The 22645-nt window shown below is 56.8% G+C and carries 17 protein-coding genes; 3 read left to right on the top strand and 14 right to left on the bottom strand.

What is annotated here, in order from left to right:
- Positions 1-6 precede the first annotated feature (6 nt).
- The 10 genes from ABY734_RS14170 to ABY734_RS14125 form a co-directional block, all read right to left on the bottom strand.
- A complete protein-coding gene (locus ABY734_RS14170) occupies positions 7-546 on the bottom strand; it encodes a type IV pilin protein (RefSeq protein ID WP_372779958.1) in 540 nt (179 codons plus the stop codon).
- A gap of 191 nt (positions 547-737) precedes the next feature.
- A complete protein-coding gene (locus ABY734_RS14165; RefSeq protein ID WP_372779957.1) occupies positions 738-1850 on the bottom strand; it encodes a type II secretion system F family protein in 1113 nt (370 codons plus the stop codon).
- Between the two features lie 11 nt (positions 1851-1861).
- Positions 1862-3886, bottom strand: coding sequence for an ATPase, T2SS/T4P/T4SS family (locus ABY734_RS14160; RefSeq protein WP_372779956.1), 2025 nt, complete (start codon positions 3884-3886; stop codon positions 1862-1864).
- Positions 3887-3889: 3 nt separating this feature from the next.
- Entirely contained in the window at positions 3890-6001 is a 2112-nt protein-coding gene (locus ABY734_RS14155; RefSeq protein ID WP_372779955.1) for an EAL domain-containing protein, read from the bottom strand.
- A gap of 10 nt (positions 6002-6011) precedes the next feature.
- Complete coding sequence (locus ABY734_RS14150) at positions 6012-6383, bottom strand: response regulator (protein WP_372779954.1); 372 nt, start codon at positions 6381-6383, stop codon at positions 6012-6014.
- Positions 6383-8323: an ATP-binding protein gene (locus ABY734_RS14145; protein WP_372779952.1), complete on the bottom strand. Its 1941-nt coding sequence runs from the start codon at positions 8321-8323 to the stop codon at positions 6383-6385. Before ABY734_RS14145 ends, ABY734_RS14150 begins: the two co-directional genes overlap by 1 nt.
- 243 nt (positions 8324-8566) lie before the next feature.
- Positions 8567-10300, bottom strand: coding sequence for a sodium:solute symporter family protein (locus ABY734_RS14140; protein WP_372779951.1), 1734 nt, complete (start codon positions 10298-10300; stop codon positions 8567-8569).
- Between the two features lie 3 nt (positions 10301-10303).
- Positions 10304-10570, bottom strand: a complete 267-nt coding sequence (locus tag ABY734_RS14135) for a DUF4212 domain-containing protein (RefSeq protein ID WP_372779950.1) — start codon at positions 10568-10570, stop codon at positions 10304-10306.
- A 100-nt stretch (positions 10571-10670) separates the two neighbouring features.
- On the bottom strand, positions 10671-11162 hold the full coding sequence (gene ilvN / locus ABY734_RS14130) for an acetolactate synthase small subunit (protein ID WP_372779949.1): 492 nt from the start codon (positions 11160-11162) through the stop codon (positions 10671-10673).
- Complete coding sequence (locus ABY734_RS14125; protein WP_372779948.1) at positions 11162-12910, bottom strand: acetolactate synthase 3 large subunit; 1749 nt, start codon at positions 12908-12910, stop codon at positions 11162-11164. The genes ilvN and ABY734_RS14125 overlap by 1 nt, the downstream gene beginning before the upstream one ends.
- 449 nt (positions 12911-13359) lie before the next feature.
- On the opposite strand from ABY734_RS14125, the gene ABY734_RS14120 reads away from it, so the two are divergent.
- The gene (locus ABY734_RS14120; RefSeq protein ID WP_372779947.1) at positions 13360-13797 is read left to right on the top strand and encodes a DUF4124 domain-containing protein; all 438 of its coding nucleotides are present in this window, start codon (positions 13360-13362) and stop codon (positions 13795-13797) included.
- A gap of 38 nt (positions 13798-13835) precedes the next feature.
- On the opposite strand, the gene clpB is transcribed toward ABY734_RS14120, so the two are convergent.
- The 3 genes from clpB to rluD form a co-directional block, all read right to left on the bottom strand.
- Entirely contained in the window at positions 13836-16436 is a 2601-nt protein-coding gene (clpB, locus tag ABY734_RS14115; protein ID WP_372779946.1) for an ATP-dependent chaperone ClpB, read from the bottom strand.
- A gap of 106 nt (positions 16437-16542) precedes the next feature.
- The gene (gene pgeF / locus ABY734_RS14110) at positions 16543-17289 is read right to left on the bottom strand and encodes a peptidoglycan editing factor PgeF (protein ID WP_372779945.1); all 747 of its coding nucleotides are present in this window, start codon (positions 17287-17289) and stop codon (positions 16543-16545) included.
- The gene (rluD, locus tag ABY734_RS14105) at positions 17282-18241 is read right to left on the bottom strand and encodes a 23S rRNA pseudouridine(1911/1915/1917) synthase RluD (protein ID WP_372779944.1); all 960 of its coding nucleotides are present in this window, start codon (positions 18239-18241) and stop codon (positions 17282-17284) included. Before rluD ends, pgeF begins: the two co-directional genes overlap by 8 nt.
- Before the next feature lie 106 nt (positions 18242-18347).
- Here rluD and ABY734_RS14100 point away from each other — a divergent pair, with 106 nt between their 5' ends.
- Positions 18348-19280 carry an outer membrane protein assembly factor BamD gene (locus ABY734_RS14100; RefSeq protein ID WP_372779943.1) on the top strand — a complete coding sequence of 311 codons (933 nt, stop codon included), beginning with the start codon at positions 18348-18350 and terminating at the stop codon, positions 19278-19280.
- Positions 19281-19321: 41 nt separating this feature from the next.
- Here the strand turns inward: ABY734_RS14100 and ABY734_RS14095 are convergent, their stop codons facing one another.
- Positions 19322-20938 carry an NAD+ synthase gene (locus ABY734_RS14095; RefSeq protein WP_372779942.1) on the bottom strand — a complete coding sequence of 539 codons (1617 nt, stop codon included), beginning with the start codon at positions 20936-20938 and terminating at the stop codon, positions 19322-19324.
- A gap of 112 nt (positions 20939-21050) precedes the next feature.
- Between ABY734_RS14095 and ABY734_RS14090 the strand changes: the two genes are divergently transcribed.
- A complete protein-coding gene (locus ABY734_RS14090; protein WP_372779941.1) occupies positions 21051-22640 on the top strand; it encodes a PAS domain-containing sensor histidine kinase in 1590 nt (529 codons plus the stop codon).
- Positions 22641-22645: the final 5 nt, after the last annotated feature.

Raw genomic sequence — 22645 nt, 5'->3', positions numbered from 1 at the left:
TCGACCTTAGCGATCGTCGTAGTCGGTGTGGTTCATAATGAATTTGCCGGTCACATTGTCAAACTTCCAGCCACCGGCTGTGCCGTCGGCGGTCATCGCCAGATCGCCCGTAGTCACAATGACTAGAGTATTGTTGGTGCCGGTAATCGGGTCGGCGGGCAGCGCATCCTTTTTATAGTACGGACCATACTTAAAGGTGGCATCGGTGGTCGAACAGGCCTGCCCCGCAGCATTCGTGTAGCGGTTGAGCTGGTCGATAAAGGCCTGCGGCGTATCGACCGCCCCGGTCCCCGCTGTGCCGGTGCCCGGACAGGTTGCGCCCGCGGCCGTCACGCTACTGGGGTAGTGGCCGTGGTTCTGGTAGTACAGGTCGATGGCCGTACGGATGCCCGCCAGGCTGGAGTCCAGGGCCGATCGCTTGGCATCGTCGGTGGAGGACGTGAACTGGGGAATCACGATTGCTGCCAATACCGACAGTATCAGTACCACTATAACCAGCTCGACAAGAGTGAATCCTGTCACTCTCTTCGGTGTATGCCCTTTCATGCAAAACCCCTCAATCTCAAAGCCTTAAAAAAACTGTGTAACATCCTGATGACCGTGCCTCTTTGCCCAGAGCTAGACCCAGAGCTGAAAGCACTCTTGTTACTGCAGTTAACTATATACGATGAACTCGGAATATACACGAAAACCCCTATTTGTATCGTTACTTCGCGCGTAGTTGACTAGTCCGTCAATTACATGGCTACACTCGACAACTTAAAGATTGGCAGAATTAACGAGCTCACAATAATGCCCACCACCAAGCCCATCACCACCAGCATAATAGGTTCAGCCAGCTTCGAGACGCTGTTTAACAGCTTGGTGAGCTCCTTGGCGTAGTAGTCGGCAATGCGGTTCATTACTCGGGCCAGACTCCCCGCCTCTTCGCCGGTCGCCAGCATCTGCCGCGCCAAATCCGGTATATGCTCAGACTGGCAAAAAACATCGCTTAGACGACCACCCTCACGAACGCCAATTTCTGCCCGTCGAATCAGGTCGCGATAGGCCAGATTGGCCACCACCTCACTACTGGCCTGCAGTGCGTCTTTCACCGAGACCCCGTTTGCCAGCGACAGCCCCAGCACTCGCATCAGCTGCACCAGATATATCTGGCGATAAATACGCCTTACTCCAGGAATTTTGAGCTTCCACAAGTCGAGCATGGCCGCGCCTGCAGCAGAGCGGGCCCAGCCGATCAGGCCACCTCCCACCAACACCAGGCCAATGCAGACCAGCAGCCAGTGCTGGCGCAGCAGATCACTGGTCGCCATCAGGACGATGGTGGTGGACGGCAGCTGGTCTTGAATAGAGGCAAAAATATCGGCGAATTTCGGGAATACAAACACCATGACGAACACCACCACCGCCAGCGAAAATACCAGCAGAAAGGCCGGGTAGGTCATCGCCGAAGTGATGGTGCCTTTTAGCTGCTGCTGCTTTTCATCCATCGCCAGCAGCTCTTCCAGCACCTTGACCATAAAGCCGCCAGCTTCGCTGGCTTTCACCAGCTTGATGTAGGAGACCGGGAACATCTCCGGGTGTTGCTCCAGAGCTTGGGAAAAGGCACTACCCTTTTCCACCTGCGCCGCGAGATCCGCGAGAATCGCGCGCACTTTGCGATTAGCCATTTGCGCTTGTAGTGCGTTCAGGCTTTTGTGCAAGGATGTGCCAGTATCGAGCAGCAGCGCCAGCTGCTCGGTGAAGAACATTCGGTCTTCCGCTGTAATCGGCGGCTCAAACAGGGTGATATTGAGCGAAAGTCCCGGCGGTTTTTCCGGTGCGGCACCGGACTGTTCAGTCAGTGGCATCGCTCTTCCCCCTAGTCGCTGATCACGCGGGACACTTCTTCCAGCGTGGTTTCGCCCGACAGAACATGGTCCAGGCCATCATAGAACAATGTTTTCAGCTCGCGCTGACTCGCATACTGATTCAGGTCGTCGCGACTGGGGTTGGTCATAATCAGGCTCTGCAGCGTACCATCCACCGTCAACACCTCGTGGATGCCCAGCCGCCCCTTGTAACCCGAATCAAAGCAGACTTCACAACCCCGGCCGGTAGACAGCATAACGTTTTCCCTATCCTGCCACTGGTAGCGCTCGATGACTTCCGGCGGCGGTTTAAAGCGGGTCTTGCAGTTGGGGCAGATGGTTCGCACCAGGCGCTGCGCCACCACCCCCGACAAGGCCGATGACAGCAGGTAGGGTTCAACCCCCATATCGATCATGCGCGTGACCGCGCTGACGCTGTCATTGGTGTGCAGAGTGGACAGCACCAAATGGCCGGTAAGCGCTGCTTGCACGGCTATCTGGGCAGTTTCTTTCTCGCGAATTTCCCCCACCATTACGATGTCCGGGTCTTGCCGCAGAATGTGTTTGAGCATCCGTGCAAAGCCGAGCCCGATGGCCTCGCGCACTTCATTCTGGTTAATAACGTCCAGCTGATACTCGACCGGGTCTTCAACGGTGACGATGTTTCTCTCCAGACTGTTCAGATGGCTCAGCGCGGCGTACAGCGAGGTGGTTTTGCCGCTGCCGGTAGGGCCGGTGACCAGTATCAGACCATAACTTTTCGACAACAATTGACGGAAGCTCGCTAAATTGGCGTCGGAAAAGCCAAGCCGGTTTAAATCCAGTATGGAACGACTCTTGTCCAACACCCGCAACACCACCTTTTCGCCGTGCAGGCCCGGCAGCGAGCTGAAGCGCAGGTCCACCTTCTGGTTGTTGGTAACAACCTGTATCCGCCCGTCCTGCGGCAAACGACGCTCGGCGATATCCAGGTTCGCCATGATTTTCAGGCGCGACACGATGGCCGGGTGCAGCTCCAGGCGGGGGGTCATGATTTCGTACAAAATGCTGTCTACCCGAAAGCGAACCCGCGAGCGACTGGGACCAGGCTCGATATGGACATCGCTGGCGCCGTCTTGCACCGCGCGCTGTATGATGGCGTTGACCAGATTAATAATGGGCGAGCCTGCCGAGAGCTCATCGATGGCGGCATAATCGTCCGGCTGCTGGCTCTCTACCAGCTCCAGGTCTTCGTCGATATCGGATATCAGGTCCGATCCAATATCCATTCCGCCGGCTATTTCATTGAGCGTGCGCTTGATGTCCGAGCGGCTAGCCAGCACCGGCCGAATATGGCAGCCGGTCGCTTCTTCAATCTCGCTCAGTGCGGCAATGTCCTGGGCATCGGACAGGGCAACAGCCAGGGTGTCGCGCAATCTGAACAGAGGCAGCGCATTGATGCGCAGCGCTTTCTCCTGCGGCAGGGTGTCGACAATATCCGAGTCGAACATTCCCGCCTTCAGGCTCACATAGGGAATACCCAGCTGATCGCTGATCGCCCGCAGGATATCCTCCTCTGCGACCAGCTCGGCCTCTATCAGGATGCGCCCCATTCGCTTACCGGTGCGGTCCTGTTCTTCCATTGCGTGACGAATGGTGTCTTCGTCAGTCAGACCCCGTTCAATCAGGATATCGCCGAGTCGACGCACCGCGCCACCGACCAGAACATGGCCGGGCTTGTCTGGCTCGTCGATATAACCGATATGGCGATCGAGCCCGCTGATATGCATGATTTTCGCAACAATACCCGAGCAATTCGCCAGGCGTAACCAGCCGCCCTCGCTGGTCAGCAGCTCGCTGCAATCCAGTAGCGCATTCAGTGCGCGACTGTTTAGGAATTTGATATTGCCCATGTCAACGGCAACATTCAGGTCCCGCTGCGCTATCGCCTCTTCTACCGAGCTGCGCAGCTCCTGCAGGGTAGAATCGTTTTCCAGCGACTCGGTGAGCGCCAGATAGGTAATCACGCCGAGCTGTGTTCTGAGTACCTCTCCCATACGCTAGCGACCCCGCCCCGTTTTGGCTGCCGCTGACTGGATATCTTTCAACACGCCATCCAGCGGCACAGGCTTGGCTACGAAATATCCCTGCGCATAATCGACGCCAATATCCTTGAGCAGATCACGCACCGCGCCCGTTTCCACAAACTCTGCAATTGTGTGAAGCCCCATGACCTTACCAACGCTGGCCATTGCCTTTACCATGCTCCGGTTGACGCCGTTGCTATCGATATCCTTGACGAAACTGCCATCGATTTTCAGGTAGTCAACCGGGATCTCTTTCAGATAACTGAACGAGCTCAGGCCACAGCCAAAATCATCGAGGGAGAAGGCAGCTCCCAGTGCTTTCACCTCGGTGATAAGCTTGAGCGCCGACTCCATTTCGCCAATCTCCGCGGTTTCGGTCAGCTCAAAACAAAGCTGACGGTTGTTACAAGCGCTATTCTTATTCAGAACATCTAGCAGATAGTGGTGAAAATCCCGGCTGCCGATGGATTTGCCCGAGAGATTCACACTCCAGACAGACTCAGGGCTGACGTCGGCGATCTTGTACTGGGCCAACAAGGACAGCATTTCCTCCACCACCCACTGATCGATATTGGGTATCAGGTCATAGCGCTCGGCGGCTTCTATAAATTTGGCCGGCGACATCACGCGCCCATCGTCATCAATGACGCGCAGCAACACCTCATAATGCGGTGGGCCATCGCTCAAGGCCTCCATCGGCTGACAATAGAGGCGAAAGTCCCGATTCATCAGCGCCGTTTTTACGTTTTGCAACCAGAAGACATCACTGTCGCGTTTCTGAAGCTGTGAGTCATCCGGGGAATAGACGTGCAGGCGCTCGAAGCTATTATCCTTCGCCAGCGATGCCGCAAACTCACCTGCCGTCAACCAGTCCGAGACGCTTTCCAGCGACGAGTCGTCGCACACAGACCCGACATTGACACTAAACTCTGCACCCGCGGGCACGATATGCCGGTTTTCATTAATGTCTTCAATGCGCTGCAGCACCGACTCCGCTGCTGCCTTGGTGTCCAGCCCCCTGGCGGCAATGACAAACTCGTCGTGATTGATCCTGGCAACAACGCATTCTTCGCCGGCGTAGTCATCCAGCATTTCGGCGAAGGCCGACAGCAGACGCCCGGCCACCTCGTAGCCAAAGCTATCGGTGATAAGCTTCAGGTGGTTAAAGTGAAAAAACAGCAGGCTGCACCGTGCTTTATCTTCCTGCAGCATCGCCTCAAAGCGACTGATTAACTCCCCCTGTCCTACCAAACCCGTTGCCGTATCATAGCGTTGCTTGATTATCTTGCGCGCCATCTCCGCCTGGATTTCTACCAGCTGGCGGTCACTGTTGCTGAATTCGCGTCCTTTGCACTTCTGCTGGGCAATAACAAATAGTCCGCGCAAACGCGGGTTAGGCGATGGGATGGGCGCACAAATAAGAATGTGTTCCAGTTGCCCCTCGATACCAATGCGCTTAGCGTCCTCGGGCTTGTTGATAACGATAGCTTGCCCGCTGCTTATCACAGCGTTCTGCAGCGTTTCGATAATGCCGCTATCCGGCTCATCATCACCGACAACCCCGGAGGCTACAGCCAGTTGTTTGCCGGGCATGATCAGCGCGGCGACATCAACATTGAGGAAGGTGGCGCAGTCATCGACGAGCTGCTGCAGGGACAGCGTCATCGCGACCCGATCGTCACTTACCGCATCCACGCTCTGTTTGATTTTGTATACCAGGTTAAGCTCTTCGTAGCGCTCACCAAGCTCTTCGGCCATCTCATCCAGCTCGAGCCGAAGTGTCAGCTCGGCGGCGATCTGAGCGCCAATATTATCGAGGTAACCCGGTAAGCGCGGCGCAAGGTCACCGAGGGTACCGCGCACCCGAACACAAAAAGTCAGATCGAGCTTTTCATTTGGCGAAACAGTATGTGTCAGACTGTAGTCTGACGCTGGAAGAACCTTAGCGCCCTTGCCAGCAGAACTTGCGAGTAGCTTGCCAGTGTCATCCAGCAGGTCAACGCGAACTACGTCCGGGTAAGCAACCTGTACCAGTTTGAGGTGGGCCGGGAGGCCGCACTGTTTCAATTGCCGAACATAACTCATAGGCGACAGCTCACTCGTCCACCGGAACCTGATCGGCCAACAAGGCGATCAGCGCGCGCAAACTTGCAGGCTTTTCCAAAAAGGTAAGGCTGGGGATGACTCGGGACCATTCCCGGTGCTCAATATCGGCCTTTGATGTTGCAACAATGATCGGGAAAGTGCGCTCGGGAAGCTCTTCGGTAATGCGCATACACAATTCCTGACCATCCATTTTCGGCATGGCGATGTCGGTGATCAGTGCATCCGGCGGTGAGTTTCGGATGAATTCCAGTGCCTCCTCGCCATTGAGTGCATGCTCGACTTCATAACCCGCTCTCTCGAGTGAAATTCTTAATACTCTGAATATATGCAGTTCATCTTCGGCGATCAGAATCATCGGCATCAAACACGCCCTCGCTCAACGATATTGGATTTCTTGTTAAAAGCAATCGTAAAGCGGCTACCTTCACCAAGGGTGCTTTCCACAGTAAGGCTGCCATGATGTAACTGGACAATGTTTCGGGTCAGCGTCAGGCCCAGCCCGTGACCGCTTTTCTTGCGAATTTCTGCGTCTTCAGAGCGATAAAACTTGTCGAATATATGCCGTTGGTCCTCTTCCGATATCCCGGGGCCGCTGTCGCTAATGGAAATAAGTATTGCGTCGTCCGTTTCTTCAGCAGCAAAACGAACTTCACCGCCCTCGCGGTTGTACTTGATTGCATTGGAAAGCAGATTGTTAATACTAATGCGCAGAAGGTCTTTATCTACAACAATAGTGCTGAGGCTTTCGGGAATATCTTTCACCACTGTTAGTGTGCTGTTGTTTGCAGACCGTATCATCGAGTCATAAATATCATTGAGGAATTCACTCGTCTTAACCCGCGTCTTATCGATGGTGATATTTCCCATCTCAATTTTGGCGATATTCAGCAGATTGTTGACGAGATCAGCCATGCGATCCACTTCATCGTAGATGGTATTCAACGACTCCACCCGGACATCAGGCTCCAGGTCATCCTCCATCAACATTTCGCTGTACATTTTAACGACGTGCAGGGGTGTCTTAAGCTCATGCGCGGCCTTGATGGCAAACTCCTCAGACATCCTTTTGTTATGCAGGGTGCTGGTGACATCCTGAATAATCATCAGCTCGCCGAGCGAATTGCCCGAGTCTGCAGCTTGCACCGTCTGCATGGATACACTGGCGACTTTGGTGTGGTTACCCCGCTGTGCATATTCGTACTGAAGCTCGCCTGGCTTCACCCCACCGCTTTTGCGACCAGATTGCACGTAAGCCGCGACAGCGAGTGATGGGCTCCACTCACTGAAAGACTTACCCACAATATTGGGGGAAGCCCCGGGAAAGAAATGCAGAAACTGCTTGTTGCAGTAGGTCACACTGCCTGCCACATCCAGAACCGCCACACCCAGCGGCAAAGCGTCGAGCACTGCCTCTGTCCGCAGCTTGTCGAAATAAAGTACTTTCCTATCAATCTCAAGAGCGTCTTGCTTGACCTCGATTTCCCGAACAATATTTTTGGCATTGGCGATCAGCGCATTGAAGTCATCAATCAGAGGGGATTTGGTCTGACTGTTGTCGATGGTTTCAAACTCCTTCCCCTCGTTCATCGAGCTGAAATGCTGCCCCAGTCGATGCATTGGGAGATACGTCGAAAATATTGATGAAAACGCCGCAAAGGTTAGCAGCACAAGCGGTAACGAAATAAGAAAATAGTACTGCGCGCCGGGTTGCCAGTAGAACGTGGGCTTAAGAAAACCTATTCGCAAGACGTGTGAGCCTGAAGTTTTGATCGGCGCATAAAACTCTACGATGCCGACCGTTTTTTTCAGTGTGGTAAACGCTCGATTACCCTGGCTAACACGCTGACTGGCAGACAGGGGCAGCGACGGGATGCCGATACCGGATTGATGCCCCTCCAGAACCAGCTGCCGCTCGCCGAACTTGGACTCCACTAGAAAATAAAGAAAATGCGGGTGCTGCTTTAAATTCTGCAGCATGGGACTCTGGCCCTGCTCTGCAATCAAGTCTGTCAGCGCCTCATTGGAGACATTGGCCAGTGCTTTAGTGATCGATTCACCGTATAGCTGCGTTTCGGCATTGATGGTCTTGGCAGACTGCCAGCTGTAGACCACCAGCAACAAGGTGAGACTCAATGCTGCGATGAGCAGCAAGGGCAAAAAGGCAGGAATCTGGATGCGGCGGCGGCGATGGCGGAGGCGTCGGGTCGGCCACTGCCTGCGATCGCCTTTTCGTCGCTCATCGCTGGCACTGTTAGACACGGACAGTCCGTTGTCGTCAATAGTCGCTGACGCTTTGTTCACCTGGCACCCTCTGTTTTGCCCACTGCCGTCGAAGACGGCCTATCAGGCTGATTATTCTTGGCCATCGGCCCGGGATTCTTTTATCCCAACCCCTATACTGTAGGCAAAGTTACATAATCCTGCAGTTGTGAAATATGCGTATACAGGTGATTAGCATACTACGTTGTGGCGCCGCCCACCGCCGCCCTCGCTTCGCGCGCACCAAAATCCAAAAAAGATCAACGTTTTCAGCGGGTAACCTCTTTACCCATGGTTGCCCGGAGCAACTGCACCCCTGGGCACGCGAATATGCTCGACCAGTGCCCGCACCTCGGGTGGAGGCGGTGCGGTCAATCGCGACACCCCAAAGGCAACCACAAAGTTGACCACCGCACCCACTGCGCCAAAGGCATTGGGCTCGATGCCGAGAAACCAGTTCTCCGGCATGGCGCCCAAAAATTCAGTCCCTGGAATAAACATCACGCCCTTGTGCTGAAAGACGTATAGCAGGGTAACGCTCAAGCCCGCCAACATGCCGGCTACGGCGCCCTCTTTATTCACTCGCTTACTAAAAATACCAAGCATCAAGGCGGGGAAGATCGACGAGGCCGCCAGACCAAAGGCCAGCGCCACCGTTCCGGCAGCAAAGTCCGGCGGATTCAAGCCGAGATAACCTGCGAAAGCGATCGCAACAGCCATGGCAATTCGGCTTGCGAGCAGCTCCTGTTTTTCGGTGATCGTCGGTGCGAATACACCTTTCAGCAAGTCATGCGAAATAGCCGAGGAAATTGCCAGCAGCAGACCTGCCGCCGTGGAAAGCGCCGCTGCCAGACCACCCGCCGCCACCAGCGCAATGACCCAGTTCGGCAAACGCGCAATCTCGGGATTGGCCAGCACGATAATATCGCGGTCAATGGTGACCATTTCATTTTTGTCGACATCGGCTACATGCGTAATACGGCCATCGCCATTCTTGTCCTCAAATTCCAGCAGCCCGGTTTTCTCCCAGTTTTTAAACCATTGCGGGCGCTCGTCGTACACCAGACCCTCGCCGTCTTTCCCGGCAAAGGTATCAATCAGATTCAATCGTGCCATCCCAGAGACCGCAGGCGCTGTGGTGTAAAGAATCGCGATAAACAGCAAGGCCCAGCCCGCCGACTTTCGCGCATCACTGACTTTCGGTACGGTGAAAAAGCGAATGATCACATGCGGCAAACCTGCCGTACCGATCATCAATGAAAGCGTATAGGCAAACATATTCAGTTTGCTGAGCCGTTCCTGAGTGGTGTATTCGGCAAAGCCCAAATCCACAAGAATCAGATCTAGCTTGTCCAGCAGATAGGTATCGCTGCCCGCCAGCGTGCTGCCCAGGCCGAGCTGCGGCAAGGGGTTGCCGGTGAGATTGAGCGAGATAAAAATGGCCGGAATGGTAAAGGCAAAAATCAGCACGCAGTATTGAGCAATCTGGGTATAGGTAATGCCCTTCATGCCACCGAGCACCGCGTAAATAAAGACGATACCCATCCCCACATACAGGCCGATATCGTAGTCCACTTCCAGAAAGCGGGAGAAGGCGACACCCACGCCTTTCATCTGCCCAATGACATAAGTGACCGAACAGACAATCAGACAGATCACCGCCACAATGCGGGCTGTGCGTGAGTAGTAGCGCTCGCCAATAAACTCGGGAACCGTGAACTTGCCGAACTTGCGCAGGTAGGGCGCCAAAAACATCGCCAACAGCACAAAGCCACCGGTCCACCCCATCAGAAAGACCGAACCGCCATAGCCCATATAGGCAATCAGCCCAGCCATAGAGATAAAGGAGGCCGCGCTCATCCAGTCGGCGGCGGTGGCCATGCCATTGGCTACGGGATGAATACCGCCCCCGGCGACGTAGAACTCCTGGGTTGAACCCGCCCGCGACCAGATGGCGATACCGATATATAAAGCGAAGGTGCTGCCGACAACGAGGTAGGTCAGAGTTTGCAGGTCCATCTGTTACTCCTCGTGTACGTGGTATTTTTTATCGAGCCGCCCCATAAGGCGGGCGTAGACAAAAATCAGTATCACAAAGGTGTAAATAGAACCCTGCTGGGCAAACCAGAAACCGAGCTTGTAACCACCCAGCCGAAACTCGTTCAGCCAGTCGACAAAAAGAATACCGCAGCCAAAAGAAACAAAGAACCAGATAAGGGAAAGCGCGAACATCATGCGCAGGTGCTCGCGCCAGTAGGCTTTGGCGTGATCTTCAGATTGGAAGGCCATGATGCTGTCCCTGTTATCGTTTGGGACAGCTTAAGGGAGAGCGGGGTAAAACCCAAATGGGTTTTGTGGTCGGACGTCCGACGTCAGACGTCCGGCCCAATCACAGCGAAAGCACCTTTTCGCCGCGAGCAATACCAGACACCCCGCTGCGCACCACTTCCAGAATCGCAGCATCACCCACCGCTTCGAGGAAAGAGTCCAGCTTATCGGAGGCGCCAGTAACCTGAATGGTGTAGACCGTCGGACCTACATCCACAATCTGGCCGCGAAAGATATCGGTGCAGCGCTTTATCTCGGCGCGCTGAGCGCCGGTGGCGCGCACTTTAACCAGCATCAGCTCGCGCTCGATGTGGGCGCCTTCGCTCAAATCCACCAGCTTGACCACGTCTACCAGACGGTTCAGGTGCTTGGTGATCTGCTCGATTTTGTGATCATCACCCACCGTGGTCAGGGTCAGACGCGACATTGTCTCATCTTCGGTGGGCGCCACGTTGAGCGTCTCAATGTTATAGCCGCGCTGAGAGAACAGGCCAACCACCCGCGACAGAGCACCTGGCTCGTTTTCCAAAAGTACTGAAATTATCCGTCGCATCAGGTTCGCTCCGTCTTGCTCAACCACATATCACGCATGGAGCCGTTCGGCGCCACCAGCATCGGGTAAACGTGCTCGTGAGGGTCTACGTGAATGTCCATAAACACCAGGCGATCTTTCATCGCCATCACTTCTTTCAAGGCACCTTCCAGGTCGGCTTTTTTGTCAACGCGAAGACCCACGTGACCGTAAGCTTCCGCCAGCTTGCAGAAATCCGGCAGCGAGTCTTCGTAGGTGCTCTCGGCGTAGCGACCTTCGTACTGCATGTCTTGCCACTGCTTGACCATACCCAGATAGCCGTTGTACAGATTCAGGATTTTCACCGGAATGTTGTACTGGGTGCAGGTGGACAGCTCCTGAATGTTCATCTGGATGCTGCCTTCACCGGTTACACACACCACGTCGGAATCCGGGTAGGCCAGTTTTACGCCCATCGCTGAGGGCAAGCCAAAACCCATGGTCCCGAGACCACCGGAGTTGATCCAGCGGCGCGGGTGCTTGAAGCGGTAGTACTGAGCCGCATACATCTGGTGTTGGCCAACATCTGAGGTCACAAAGGCCTCGCCGTTGGTGACTTTGCACAGAGTATCGATAACCTCTTGCGGCTTGATCAGATCGGTAGACGTGTCATAGCGAGGCTTGGTCCAAAGCCCGTGGGCGTCGCGCCACTCGTCAATCTGCTGCCACCAGACATCCAGTGCCTTGGCATCCGGCAGACTCTTGTCGGCCTTACGCGCATCGCGCACCAGGCTCAGCATTTCCGCCAGCACCGAATCCACCGGGCCAACAATGGGCACATCGGCCGTGATGGTTTTCGAAATCGACGCCGGGTCGATATCGATATGAATCACCTTGGCACTCGGGCAGAACTTGCTTGGGGTATTGGTTACCCGGTCGTCAAAGCGCGCGCCCACCGCCAGAATCACATCGCTGTGATGCATGGCGTTGTTGGCTTCGTAAAAACCGTGCATGCCGAGCATGCCCAAAAACTGGCGATCATCACCGGGAAAACCGCCAAGCCCCATCAGGGTATTGGTCACCGGGTAGTTCAGCTCATGGGCCAGCTCGGTCAGTACGCCCGAGGCATTGCCCTGCACCACCCCACCACCGGTATAGATAACCGGGCGCTTGGCTTCCAGCAGCAACTGAACCGCTTTTTTGATCTGACCGGAGTGACCGCGCGTTGCCGGTGTGTAGGAACGCATTTTCACCGACTTCGGGTAGCGGTACTCAAACTTGTCTACCGGGTTGGTGATGTCCTTCGGCAGGTCGATCACCACCGGACCCGGGCGACCGGTTGAGGCCAGATAAAAGGCCTTTTTGATGGTTTCCGGAATGTCCTGCGCTCTTTTCACCATAAAGCTGTGCTTCACGATGGGGCGGGAAATACCGACCATGTCGGTTTCCTGAAAGGCGTCTTCGCCAATCAGGTGAGACGCAACCTGCCCCGACAGCACCACCATCGGAATGGAATCCATGTAGGCGGTGGCAATGCCGGTGATCGCATTGGTAGCACCCGGGCCGGAGGTAACCAGCACCACACCGGGCTTGCCGGTAGCGCGGGCGTAGCCATCGGCGGCATGCGTCGCAGCCTGCTCATGGCGCACCAGGATATGGGGCACCTTGCAGTTCTGGAACAGGGAATCATAAATGTGCAGTACGGCCCCACCGGGGTAGCCGAAAATAAACTCAACGCCTTCGTCTTCGAGGGCGCGGGCGATCATATCACCGCCGGATAACAATTCCACGGAACAGTCCTCTTGATTGTCTGAATCAGTTGCACGAACAACCATTCATTTTGAATAAAGCATGTGCGCCAGCCGACCAAGGGCAGCGGAAAAACACATGAACCTCCGATCACATCGACCACGATGCGTCGGGCGAAACGCCTGACAAAGCTGCAGCAGGGTGCAGAATTGCCCTCGTAAAGGTCTTCGCGGGGTGTGCGAAGATGGCATTCTCGCAACACAGGTCATGTGCTTGCGGAGAGAATGGATCTGCGAAGCAGTGATTGCGCGCTTGAGCGCAACCCCGAATCACACCCGGGGTAGCTGGGTGGATTGACGGCCATTTATGAGCAATCGCGTATTTTTCAGGTTACGCCGGGCCGTGTCAATCCCAAACTGTGACTTCGCCGACTTATACCTTCCGTCAGTTCTCTGCCATAATCAGATAATCTGCTTGACGGGGTTATAACATGCTCAAGAAATTCACCCTTTTTACACTCTGCCTGCTGCTGGTTGGCACGGCGCTGGCAAAATCCGGCTACTACCGCTGGCTGGACGACGAAGGTCAGCCCCACTTTACCCAGAAACCACCCGCCGACCGACCTTCAACCTTTATTGAAACCCGCAAAGGCCTTGGTAACAGCGAGGCAAAACCGGCCAACGAACTCAGCAATCCACCCAAGCGGGCCAACAGTGCGCCTGCGGACCAGCAAACGCCCAAGCAATACGAGGTATTACCCAACAAAGATCCCCAGCGCTGCATGCAGGCACGTGAAGCCGTGCAGAATTTTGCACGCGGCCAGCGCCTGCGGGTGAAAGATGAAAGCGGCGAGTACCGGCTGCTGAACAACGAAGAAAAAGCCGAGCAGGAAGCCAAAGCCCGGGAGTTGGTCGAGATCTACTGCTAGCCCCCTGTCGGGCGCTGGCAGCGCCCGACAGGTCACGGTTAATGAATCATCTCCGCCTTGGCGACGGTTGAAAACACCAACTTGTCGCCCTCTGCCTCACCGTAGATGGTGTCACCCACACTGAATTTGCCCTGCAGAATATCCTGCGCCAGCGGGTTTTCTATCAGCTGCTGGATTGCACGCTTCAGCGGGCGGGCGCCAAACACCGGATCAAAGCCCACCACGGTGAGCTTATCCATCGCCGCATCGCTCAACTCCAGTTTCAGCTCGCGCTCGGCCAAACGCTTGTCGAGGTAAGCGAGCTGAATATCGGCAATGGCGCGCACCTGACTCTGCTCCAGCGAACGGAACACCACCATCTCGTCGAGACGGTTGATAAATTCCGGCCGGAAATGGTTGGACACCACCTCCATCACCGCTTCCTTGATCGCCTCATAGCCGCCCTCGTTGCGCGACAGCTCCTGAATGCGATCAGAGCCCAGATTGGAGGTCATCACAATCACGGTATTGCGGAAGTCCACGGTGCGACCCTGACCATCGGTCAGCCGACCGTCATCCAGCACCTGCAACAGAATGTTGAACACATCCGGATGCGCCTTTTCCACCTCGTCGAGCAGGAGCAGTGAGTAGGGCCGACGACGCACTGCCTCGGTCAGGTAACCCCCCTCCTCGTAACCGACATAGCCTGGAGGTGCACCGATCAGCCGGGCCACGGAGTGCTTCTCCATAAACTCCGACATGTCGATCCGCACCATGGCCTCTTCGCTGTCGTAGAGAAACGTCGCCAGCGCCTTGCACAACTCGGTTTTACCCACCCCGGTGGGCCCCATAAACAGGAAGGAGCCATTGGGGCGATTGGGGTCACTCAGGCCTGCCCGGGAACGGCGCACCGCGTGAGACACGGCCACGATCGCCTCGTCCTGCCCCACTACCCGACGGTGCAGTTCGTCTTCCATGCGCAGTAGTTTTTCGCGCTCGCCTTCGAGCATTTTGTTAACCGGAATACCGGTCCAGCGCGATACCACTTCCGCAACTTCTTCGTCGGTGACTTTGTTGCGCAGCAGTTTGCGCTCTTCATTGTCGGCACTGCCGGCGCTGGCCAGGCGTTTTTCCAGCTCGGGAATCACCCCGTACTGCAACTCGGACATGCGCGTCAGATCGCTGGCGCGGCGGGCGGCATCGAGTTCCAGTTTGGCTTTTTCCAGCTCGCTCTTGATCTGGTTTGCACCTTGCAGGGAAGATTTTTCTGCCAGCCAGATTTCCTCCAGATCGGCGTACTCTTTCTCCACCTTGTCGATATCGGTGTTGAGCTTCTCAAGCTGCTTGCGGGCCGATTCATCCTCGTCTTTCTTCACCGCCTCGCGCTGAATTTTCAGCTGAATCAGACGGCGCTCCAGTCGGTCCATCTCTTCCGGCTTGGAATCAATTTCCATGCGAATGCGACTGGCCGACTCATCGATCAGGTCGATGGCCTTGTCCGGTAACTGGCGATCGGTGATATAGCGCTGGGAAAGTCGAGTCGCGGCAATGATCGCCGAGTCGGTAATATCGACACCGTGGTGCACCTCATAGCGCTCTTTCAATCCGCGCAGTATGGCAATGGTGTCTTCTTCACTGGGCTCGCCCACCAGCACTTTCTGGAAACGGCGCTCCAGCGCAGCGTCTTTTTCGATGTATTTGCGGTATTCATCGAGGGTGGTGGCACCGACGCAGTGCAACTCGCCGCGGGCCAGCGCCGGCTTGAGCATATTGCCCGCATCCATGGCGCCCTCGGCCTTGCCGGCACCAACCATGGTGTGCAGCTCATCGATAAACAGAATGACCTGCCCCTCTTCCTTGGACAGCTCGTTGAGCACGGCTTTCAGGCGCTCTTCGAACTCACCGCGAAACTTGGCCCCGGCAAGCAAAGAGCCGAGGTCGAGGGACAGCAGGCGTTTATTTTTAATACCTTCCGGCACCTCGCCATTGACGATGCGCTGGGCCAACCCTTCCACAATGGCGGTCTTACCGACACCCGGCTCACCGATCAATACCGGGTTGTTTTTGGTACGGCGTTGCAAGACCTGCACCGCGCGGCGAATTTCCTCGTCGCGGCCAATTACCGGGTCCAGTTTGCCATCGCGGGCGCGCTCGGTCAGATCAATCGTATATTTTTCAAGGGCCTGACGGGCACCTTCGGCTTCAGGGTCGTTCACATTGGCTCCTGAGCGCACGCTTTGAATCGCCGCTTCGAGTTTGTCTTTGCTGAGCCCGGCCGACTTCAGGACATCGCCCAACTTGCCACCGGCTTCCAACAGCGCCAGCACAAACAATTCACTGGAGATATAACTGTCACCGCGTTGCTGGGCGAGCTTGTCCGATACGTTAAAGGCGCGAGCCAGCTCGTTGGAGACGTGAACTTCACCGGTTGTGCCCTGCACCTGCGGCAGTGCATTCAACACTTCCCCCAGCTGCTGCTCCAGTGCGGGCAGATTGACGCCGGCCTGTTGCAGCAGGGGTTTGACCGATCCGTTTTGCTGGCGCAGCAGTGCCATCAGCACGTGCACCGGCTCAATAAACTGATGATCCTTGCCGATAGCCAGCGACTGGGCTTCGGCGACGGCGCTTTGCAGGGCGCTGGTAAAGCGATCTATACGCATGTAAATACCCTCATCCAATCTACCCTCACCCTAGCCTCCCCAGAGAAGGAGGGTTTGGGTGAGAGGACGTCTCACACTGTAATAAATGAGGGCGGGGCGCCGGAATTCAAGGTAAGCGGTAAATCAGGCTGGCAAAACGGCCACACGGGTTCTGCCGTCGGTAGGAGTAAAAACGCGGGTCATCATAGCTGCAAAGCCCGCTGTCGGAAATGGCTGAAAGCCCCAGTGCGCGCAGCTGCAGCGCCGCTAGCCCGGCCAGATCACAGAGGAATTTTCCGGGCTCAGACGCAGAGACAAAACAGGCTTTAATGGCCTGCTCCGCAGGCCCCTGAAAGCGCGCGAGAAAAGCCTCGCGAACCTCTGCGCCCACCTCAAACCGGGGTTGCCGGATACAGGGCCCCAGCCAGGCCTGAACAGTGCCGGGCGCAGCGTGAAAAGCCGTAACGGTATTGATCAATACCCCGTCCAGCAGCCCGCGCCAGCCCGCATGGGCGGCTGCCACCTGCTCGCCCGCGCTGTCGCACAACAGCACCGGCAGACAGTCTGCGGTCAATACGGCGCAGGCCAGACCCGCCTGATCCGATATCGACGCATCCGCCTCCGGCAGCGAATGGCCATCGGCGCTAACGCAGTTCGGGCTATGGATCTGGGTCAACCATTGAATACGTTCGAGCCCCTCGCAGCCGCGTTTTAGCTTGCGACGGTTCTCGGCGACTGAGCTGTTATCGTCCTTCACATGTTCCGCAAGGTTAAAACCCGCCCAAGGGCCTTTGCTGGCGCCGCCCGCCCGCGTGGTGCAGAGGGCGCGCACCGAGGCGGGCGCATCCCAGTCGGGAACCAGCCAGTCAGCCATTGCCGTCCTCACTGGCCAGCACCGCGCGCAGGCGCTGAAAATCATCGGGCAAATCCGACTCCCAGCTCACCAGCTCATCGGTAGCCGGGTGCATCAGCTCCAGTTTGCGGGCGTGCAGGGCCTGCCGGCGAAAGGTGCGCAGGGTTTCGCTCAATAATTCACTGGCGCCTTTCGGCTGACGCAGACGTCCGGCATAGAGCGCGTCGCCGATCAGCGGGTGCTTGATATGGGCCATATGCACCCGAATCTGGTGGGTGCGACCGGTCTCCAGCAGGCAACGCACGTGGGAAAAATGCCTGAAGCGCTCAATAATCCGGTAGTGGGTAACCGCTTCCTTGCCACCGGCTCGCACCACCGCCATTTTTTTGCGCTGCTGGGGGTGGCGCCCCATCGGTTCATCCACCTTGCCTCCGCCCGTCATAGCGCCATACACCAGCGCCTCATACTCCCGGTGCACATCGCGGGCCTGCAATTGCTTGACCAGGGAGGTATGCGCTTCCAGAGTCTTAGCCACCACCATCAGTCCCGAAGTGTCCTTGTCCAAGCGGTGCACAATGCCCGCCCTGGGCAGCTGGGCGAGGGCCGGGCAATGCTCGATCAGGGCATTGACCAGGGTGCCATCGGCGTGACCTGCCGCCGGATGCACCACCAAGCCCACGGGCTTGTTAAGCACCAGCAGTTGCTCATCTTCGTAATGCAGACCGAAATCAATCTGCTGGGGCTGCCAGTCGCCTTCGTCCTGCAATTCAGCACCAACGCGAATCTCCTCGCCGCCCATGATTTTGTCTCGGGGTCGGTATTGTTTGCCGTTTACGGTCAACTCGCCGGATTTGATCCAGTTTTGCAGCCGGGAACGGGAATAATCGGGGAACAGCTGGGCCACCGCCTGGTCTAAGCGCGAGCCCGCCAGCTCGTCGGGGATGACGGCACTGAGGGCAATCGTGTCGGGCATGAAATTTCCTTTGAGGCCATCGCAGGCGTCCGCTTTATGGCGCAAGGTGGCTGTGGTTAAATACGACGCCTGAATTATCCACCGCTGAAACCGGGAATGCCACATTATGAGAGTTGTTAAATACGGATTGATGATCCTGCTGGTCGGCGTCTTGGCCGCCTGTGCGTCCGATCCGAACAAAGAGGCAGAATCCTCGGAAAAGCAGATCTACAATCAAGCTCAGGAACATATGGAAAACGGCAACTTCAGTCTTGCCGTGAAAAACCTGCAGTTGCTGGAGTCGCGCTTCCCCTTCGGCCCCTATGCCGAGCAGGCCCAGCTGGAAATTATTTACGCCCACTACCGCAGCCTTGAGCCCGAAGCCGCCATCGCCGCCGCCGACCGCTTTATTCGCCTGCACCCCCAACACCCCAGCGTCGACTACGCCTATTACATGCGCGGTCTGGCGAACTACACCGAAGGTCAGGGCCTGCTGGAGCGCTTCTTCCCCACTGACATGACCCAGCGCGATCCGGGCGCCGCCATTCAGGCTTTTGAAGACTTCCGCCAGTTGCTGCAGCGTTTTCCCGACAGCCAGTACGCACCCGACGCCCGCGCCCGCATGATTCACCTGCGCAACCGGCTGGCGCGCTATGAGATCAACGTCGCCAACTACTACTTCAAGCGCAAGGCTTATCTGGCCGCCGCCAACCGCGGCCGCTATGTAGTCGAAAACATGCCCCAGACCTCGGCAGTGCCCGATGCGCTGGCGGTGATGGTGCAGGCCTACCTGCTGCTGGGCATGGATGATCTGGCCGAGCGCTCGCTGACCGTCCTGCGCAGCAATTTCCCCAAGCACCCGGCGCTGGACGAAAACGGCAACTTTAACAGTCAGGTGGGACTGGAGCAGGAACGCTCCTGGCTGAACAAGGCAACACTGGGACTGGTCGATCGCTACGAGCCACCCAAGTTTGATAACCGACCGGTGTTTGTGCCCGGGGAAGGCGAGCAAGAAGTCAGCCGCGACGACCGCAAACCACCGAAGATGCGCCCGCGTTAATACCAGCCCTCACTCCAACCCTCCCCCAAAGGGGAGGGTGCTTACACCCCTGCCTTCCAGCGATTGGTAATCGGGTAGCGCCGGTCGCGCCCAAACGCGCGCTGGGTAATGCGTGTGCCGATGGCCGCCTGACGACGCTTGTACTCGTTAATATCCACCAGCCGCACGACCTGTTCTACATCCTCGCGCTCGAAACCCATTGCGATAATCGCCTCGGCGCTCTGATCGTGCTCAATGTAGTGCTCGAGAATCTGATCCAAGACCTCGTAGGGCGGCAATGAATCCTCGTCTTTCTGATCAGGCGCCAACTCTGCCGACGGAGGACGATCAATAACCCGCTGCGGAATCACCGGCGAAAGGGAATTGCGATAGTTCGACAAAGCAAAGACCCGTTGCTTGGAGACATCTTTAAGCACCGCGAAGCCTCCGCACATGTCACCGTAGAGGGTCGCGTAACCCACCGCCATCTCGCTCTTGTTACCGGTGGTCAGCACCAGTGAGCCCTTCTTATTGGAAATCGCCATCAGCAGACCACCGCGAATTCGCGACTGGATATTCTCTTCTGTCTTATCCACCGGCAAACCCGCGAATTCGTCGCACAATGCCGCGGAATACGCCTCATACATCGGCTCGATGGAGATGACCTTGTAGCCTACGCCCAGAGTCTTGGCCTCCGCTTCGGCGTCCTCCAGGCTCATGCTGGAGGTGTATTTAAAGGGCATCATCACTGCCTCTACCCGCTCAGGGCCAAGTGCATCGACGGCAATCGCCAGCGTCAGGGCGGAGTCAATGCCACCGGACAAGCCCAACACCACACCTTTGAAGCCGTTTTTATTGATGTAGTCGCGCACGCCAACCACCAAGGCGTCATAGAGGGTGGCCAGCTCATCGCCCAGCGGCTGCACATCACCGGCAAGCGGTTCTCCGTCGCGCAGCGTAATCAGCAACAGAGTTTCAGAGACATGATGGGCCCGCGACTTAACAGAGCCGTCAGACGAGAGTGCAAATGAGCCGCCGTCAAAGACCAGCTCATCCTGCCCGCCCACCTGATTCACATACAGCACCGGCACTTTGTTTTCGCGGCAGCGCTCGGCCACCACCGTTTCGCGCTCGCGCTGTTTGCCCACATGGTAGGGCGAGGCATTGAGGTTGAGTATCACCTGTGCGCCTGCGGCTACGGCCTTGGCAGCAGGCTCCGGCGACCAGATGTCTTCACAGATCGTCACCCCGACCTTCAGACCTTCCAGCTCAAAAACGGTGGCCTCGGTGCCCGCCGCGAAATAACGCATCTCGTCGAACACCCGATAATTGGGGAGACGGTGCTTGCGGTACAGCGCTTCGACTTTACCGCCTCGCAACAGGGCCGCACCGTTATAGAGTTTGCCGTCGGCGTGCAGCGGCAAACCCACCAGCAGGGCGATATCTGTGCTCTGCGCCGCAAGCGCCTCTAGCGCCTTATCGACCCGGATTTCCAGGCTGGGACGCAACAACAGGTCTTCCGGCGGGTAGCCCGTCAGCGCCAGTTCCGGAAACATCACCAAATGGGCGCCGTTGGCGGCCGCCTCACGCGCCGCCTGCTGAATCCGCTCCGCATTGCCGGCAATATCGCCGACGACCGGATTGATCTGCGCCATGGCTATGGTTACATCAGCGCCCATGTCTGCTCCACTCTGACTGTAAAATGAGAGGCAGCATTCTATCAGAAGCCGTGCGTCGCATCCCGCCCACAGAGCGGGTACACTGCGCTCAACATCGGCCCGACAGACTGCCATGCTACCTGCTTCAGAAAATCGCCAGAATTGGGCGCTGCTGATCATCTACTCAGGGTATCGCGCCCTGTTGGCGATGATCCTGACCACCCTGTATCTGCTGACTGCCGACGATCCGGTAATTGGCAAACATCAGCCGCTCATATTTCTCGGTGTCACCGGCTTTTACGCTATCTACGCTATCGCACTGCTGCTGTACCAGTTGTTCAGCAGCCGCATCGGCGGCCCAACCCAGGTGTTCACCAGCCTGCTGATCGATATTCTCACCCTCTCGCTGATTCACTACAGCTCAGCCAGCGAGGCCAACGGCATTGCGCTGCTGGTGCTGCCTGCCATCGCCGCCGGTAATATGTTGCTTACGCCACGCCTGGGCGTTCTTTTGGCGGCAATGGCGTCGATTGCGGTTATTGCCAACAGTATTTATCGCGTCAGTTACGAGGGCCAGGCCAGCTCCGAGTTTTTCGACGCGGGCCTGATGGGCATGGCCTTTTTCACCACCAGCATCGTGGTGCAGTACCTGACCCGCCGCATCATCGCCACCCAGCAATTGGTGCAGGACCGGGAGGCCGATGTGCAGCAGCTACTGCATATCAGCGAGCGCATCGTACAGAACATGCGCACCGGCATACTGGTGCTCGACGCGGAGGGCGTGATCCGACTTATCAATCAGTCCGCCGCCGAACTGCTGGAAGTACGCTTTATCGGCCAGAACATGCCGCGTCTGGCACCGCGCTCACTACTTGAGCTATTGCGCCGGGAGCGCCGCCAAAACACCCAGTTTCGCCATGAGGAATCCGGGCGTCTGCTGCAGATAAGTCGCACTGAACTGAAAGCCGGCGACGGCGAAAATACGCTGCTGTTTATTGAAGATGTGAGCCAGCTTGCACAACAGGCGCAGCAGCTCAAGCTGGCCTCCCTAGGCCAGTTTACCGCCAGTATTGCCCACGAAATCCGCAACCCGCTGGGCGCAATCAGCCACGCCGCCCAGCTGCTGGCGGAATCGGAAACGCTCGACAGTACCGAGCGGCGGTTGATCAGTATCGTCACCCAACAATCCGCTCGCGTGAACAGCATTATCGAGAATATCCTGCAGCTGTCGCGCCGGGAAAACCCGAGGCCCGAGTCTTTCGATCTGTACGACTGGGCGCAGATATTTTGCGACGATTACAACAGCGCAACACCAGACCCGGCCGAGTTTATTATCGATACACTCGGGGGGCGCTTTACCGTCAATGTCGATGACCACCAGCTGCACCAGATCCTGACAATCATTGTCGACAACGGCCTGCGCCACAGCGCTGATGCCACTGGCGAGCGCAAGCTACTCCTGCAACTGATTGACGAGCCGAACCTACCGGGCCCGGTGTTGAATGTCATTGATGACGGGCCGGGAATCAGTCCTGAACATCGCGACCGTATATTCGAACCTTTTTTCACCACGGAAAGCGGCGGCACCGGGCTCGGCCTCTACATCTGCAAGGAACTGTGCGACGCCAACCAGATCCATTTGACCTGGCTGCGCACCGATGACGACAAGAGCTGCTTTCGACTATCCTTCAGCCACCCGCAAAAGCGCCACGTAATTGACTAGGGCCC

Source organism: Litorivivens sp. (assembly GCF_041624475.1).
GTDB lineage: Bacteria > Pseudomonadota > Gammaproteobacteria > Pseudomonadales > Spongiibacteraceae > Litorivivens.
Note: the sequence above shows the minus strand (reverse complement) of the source record. Positions and strands in the feature narration are given on the sequence as shown.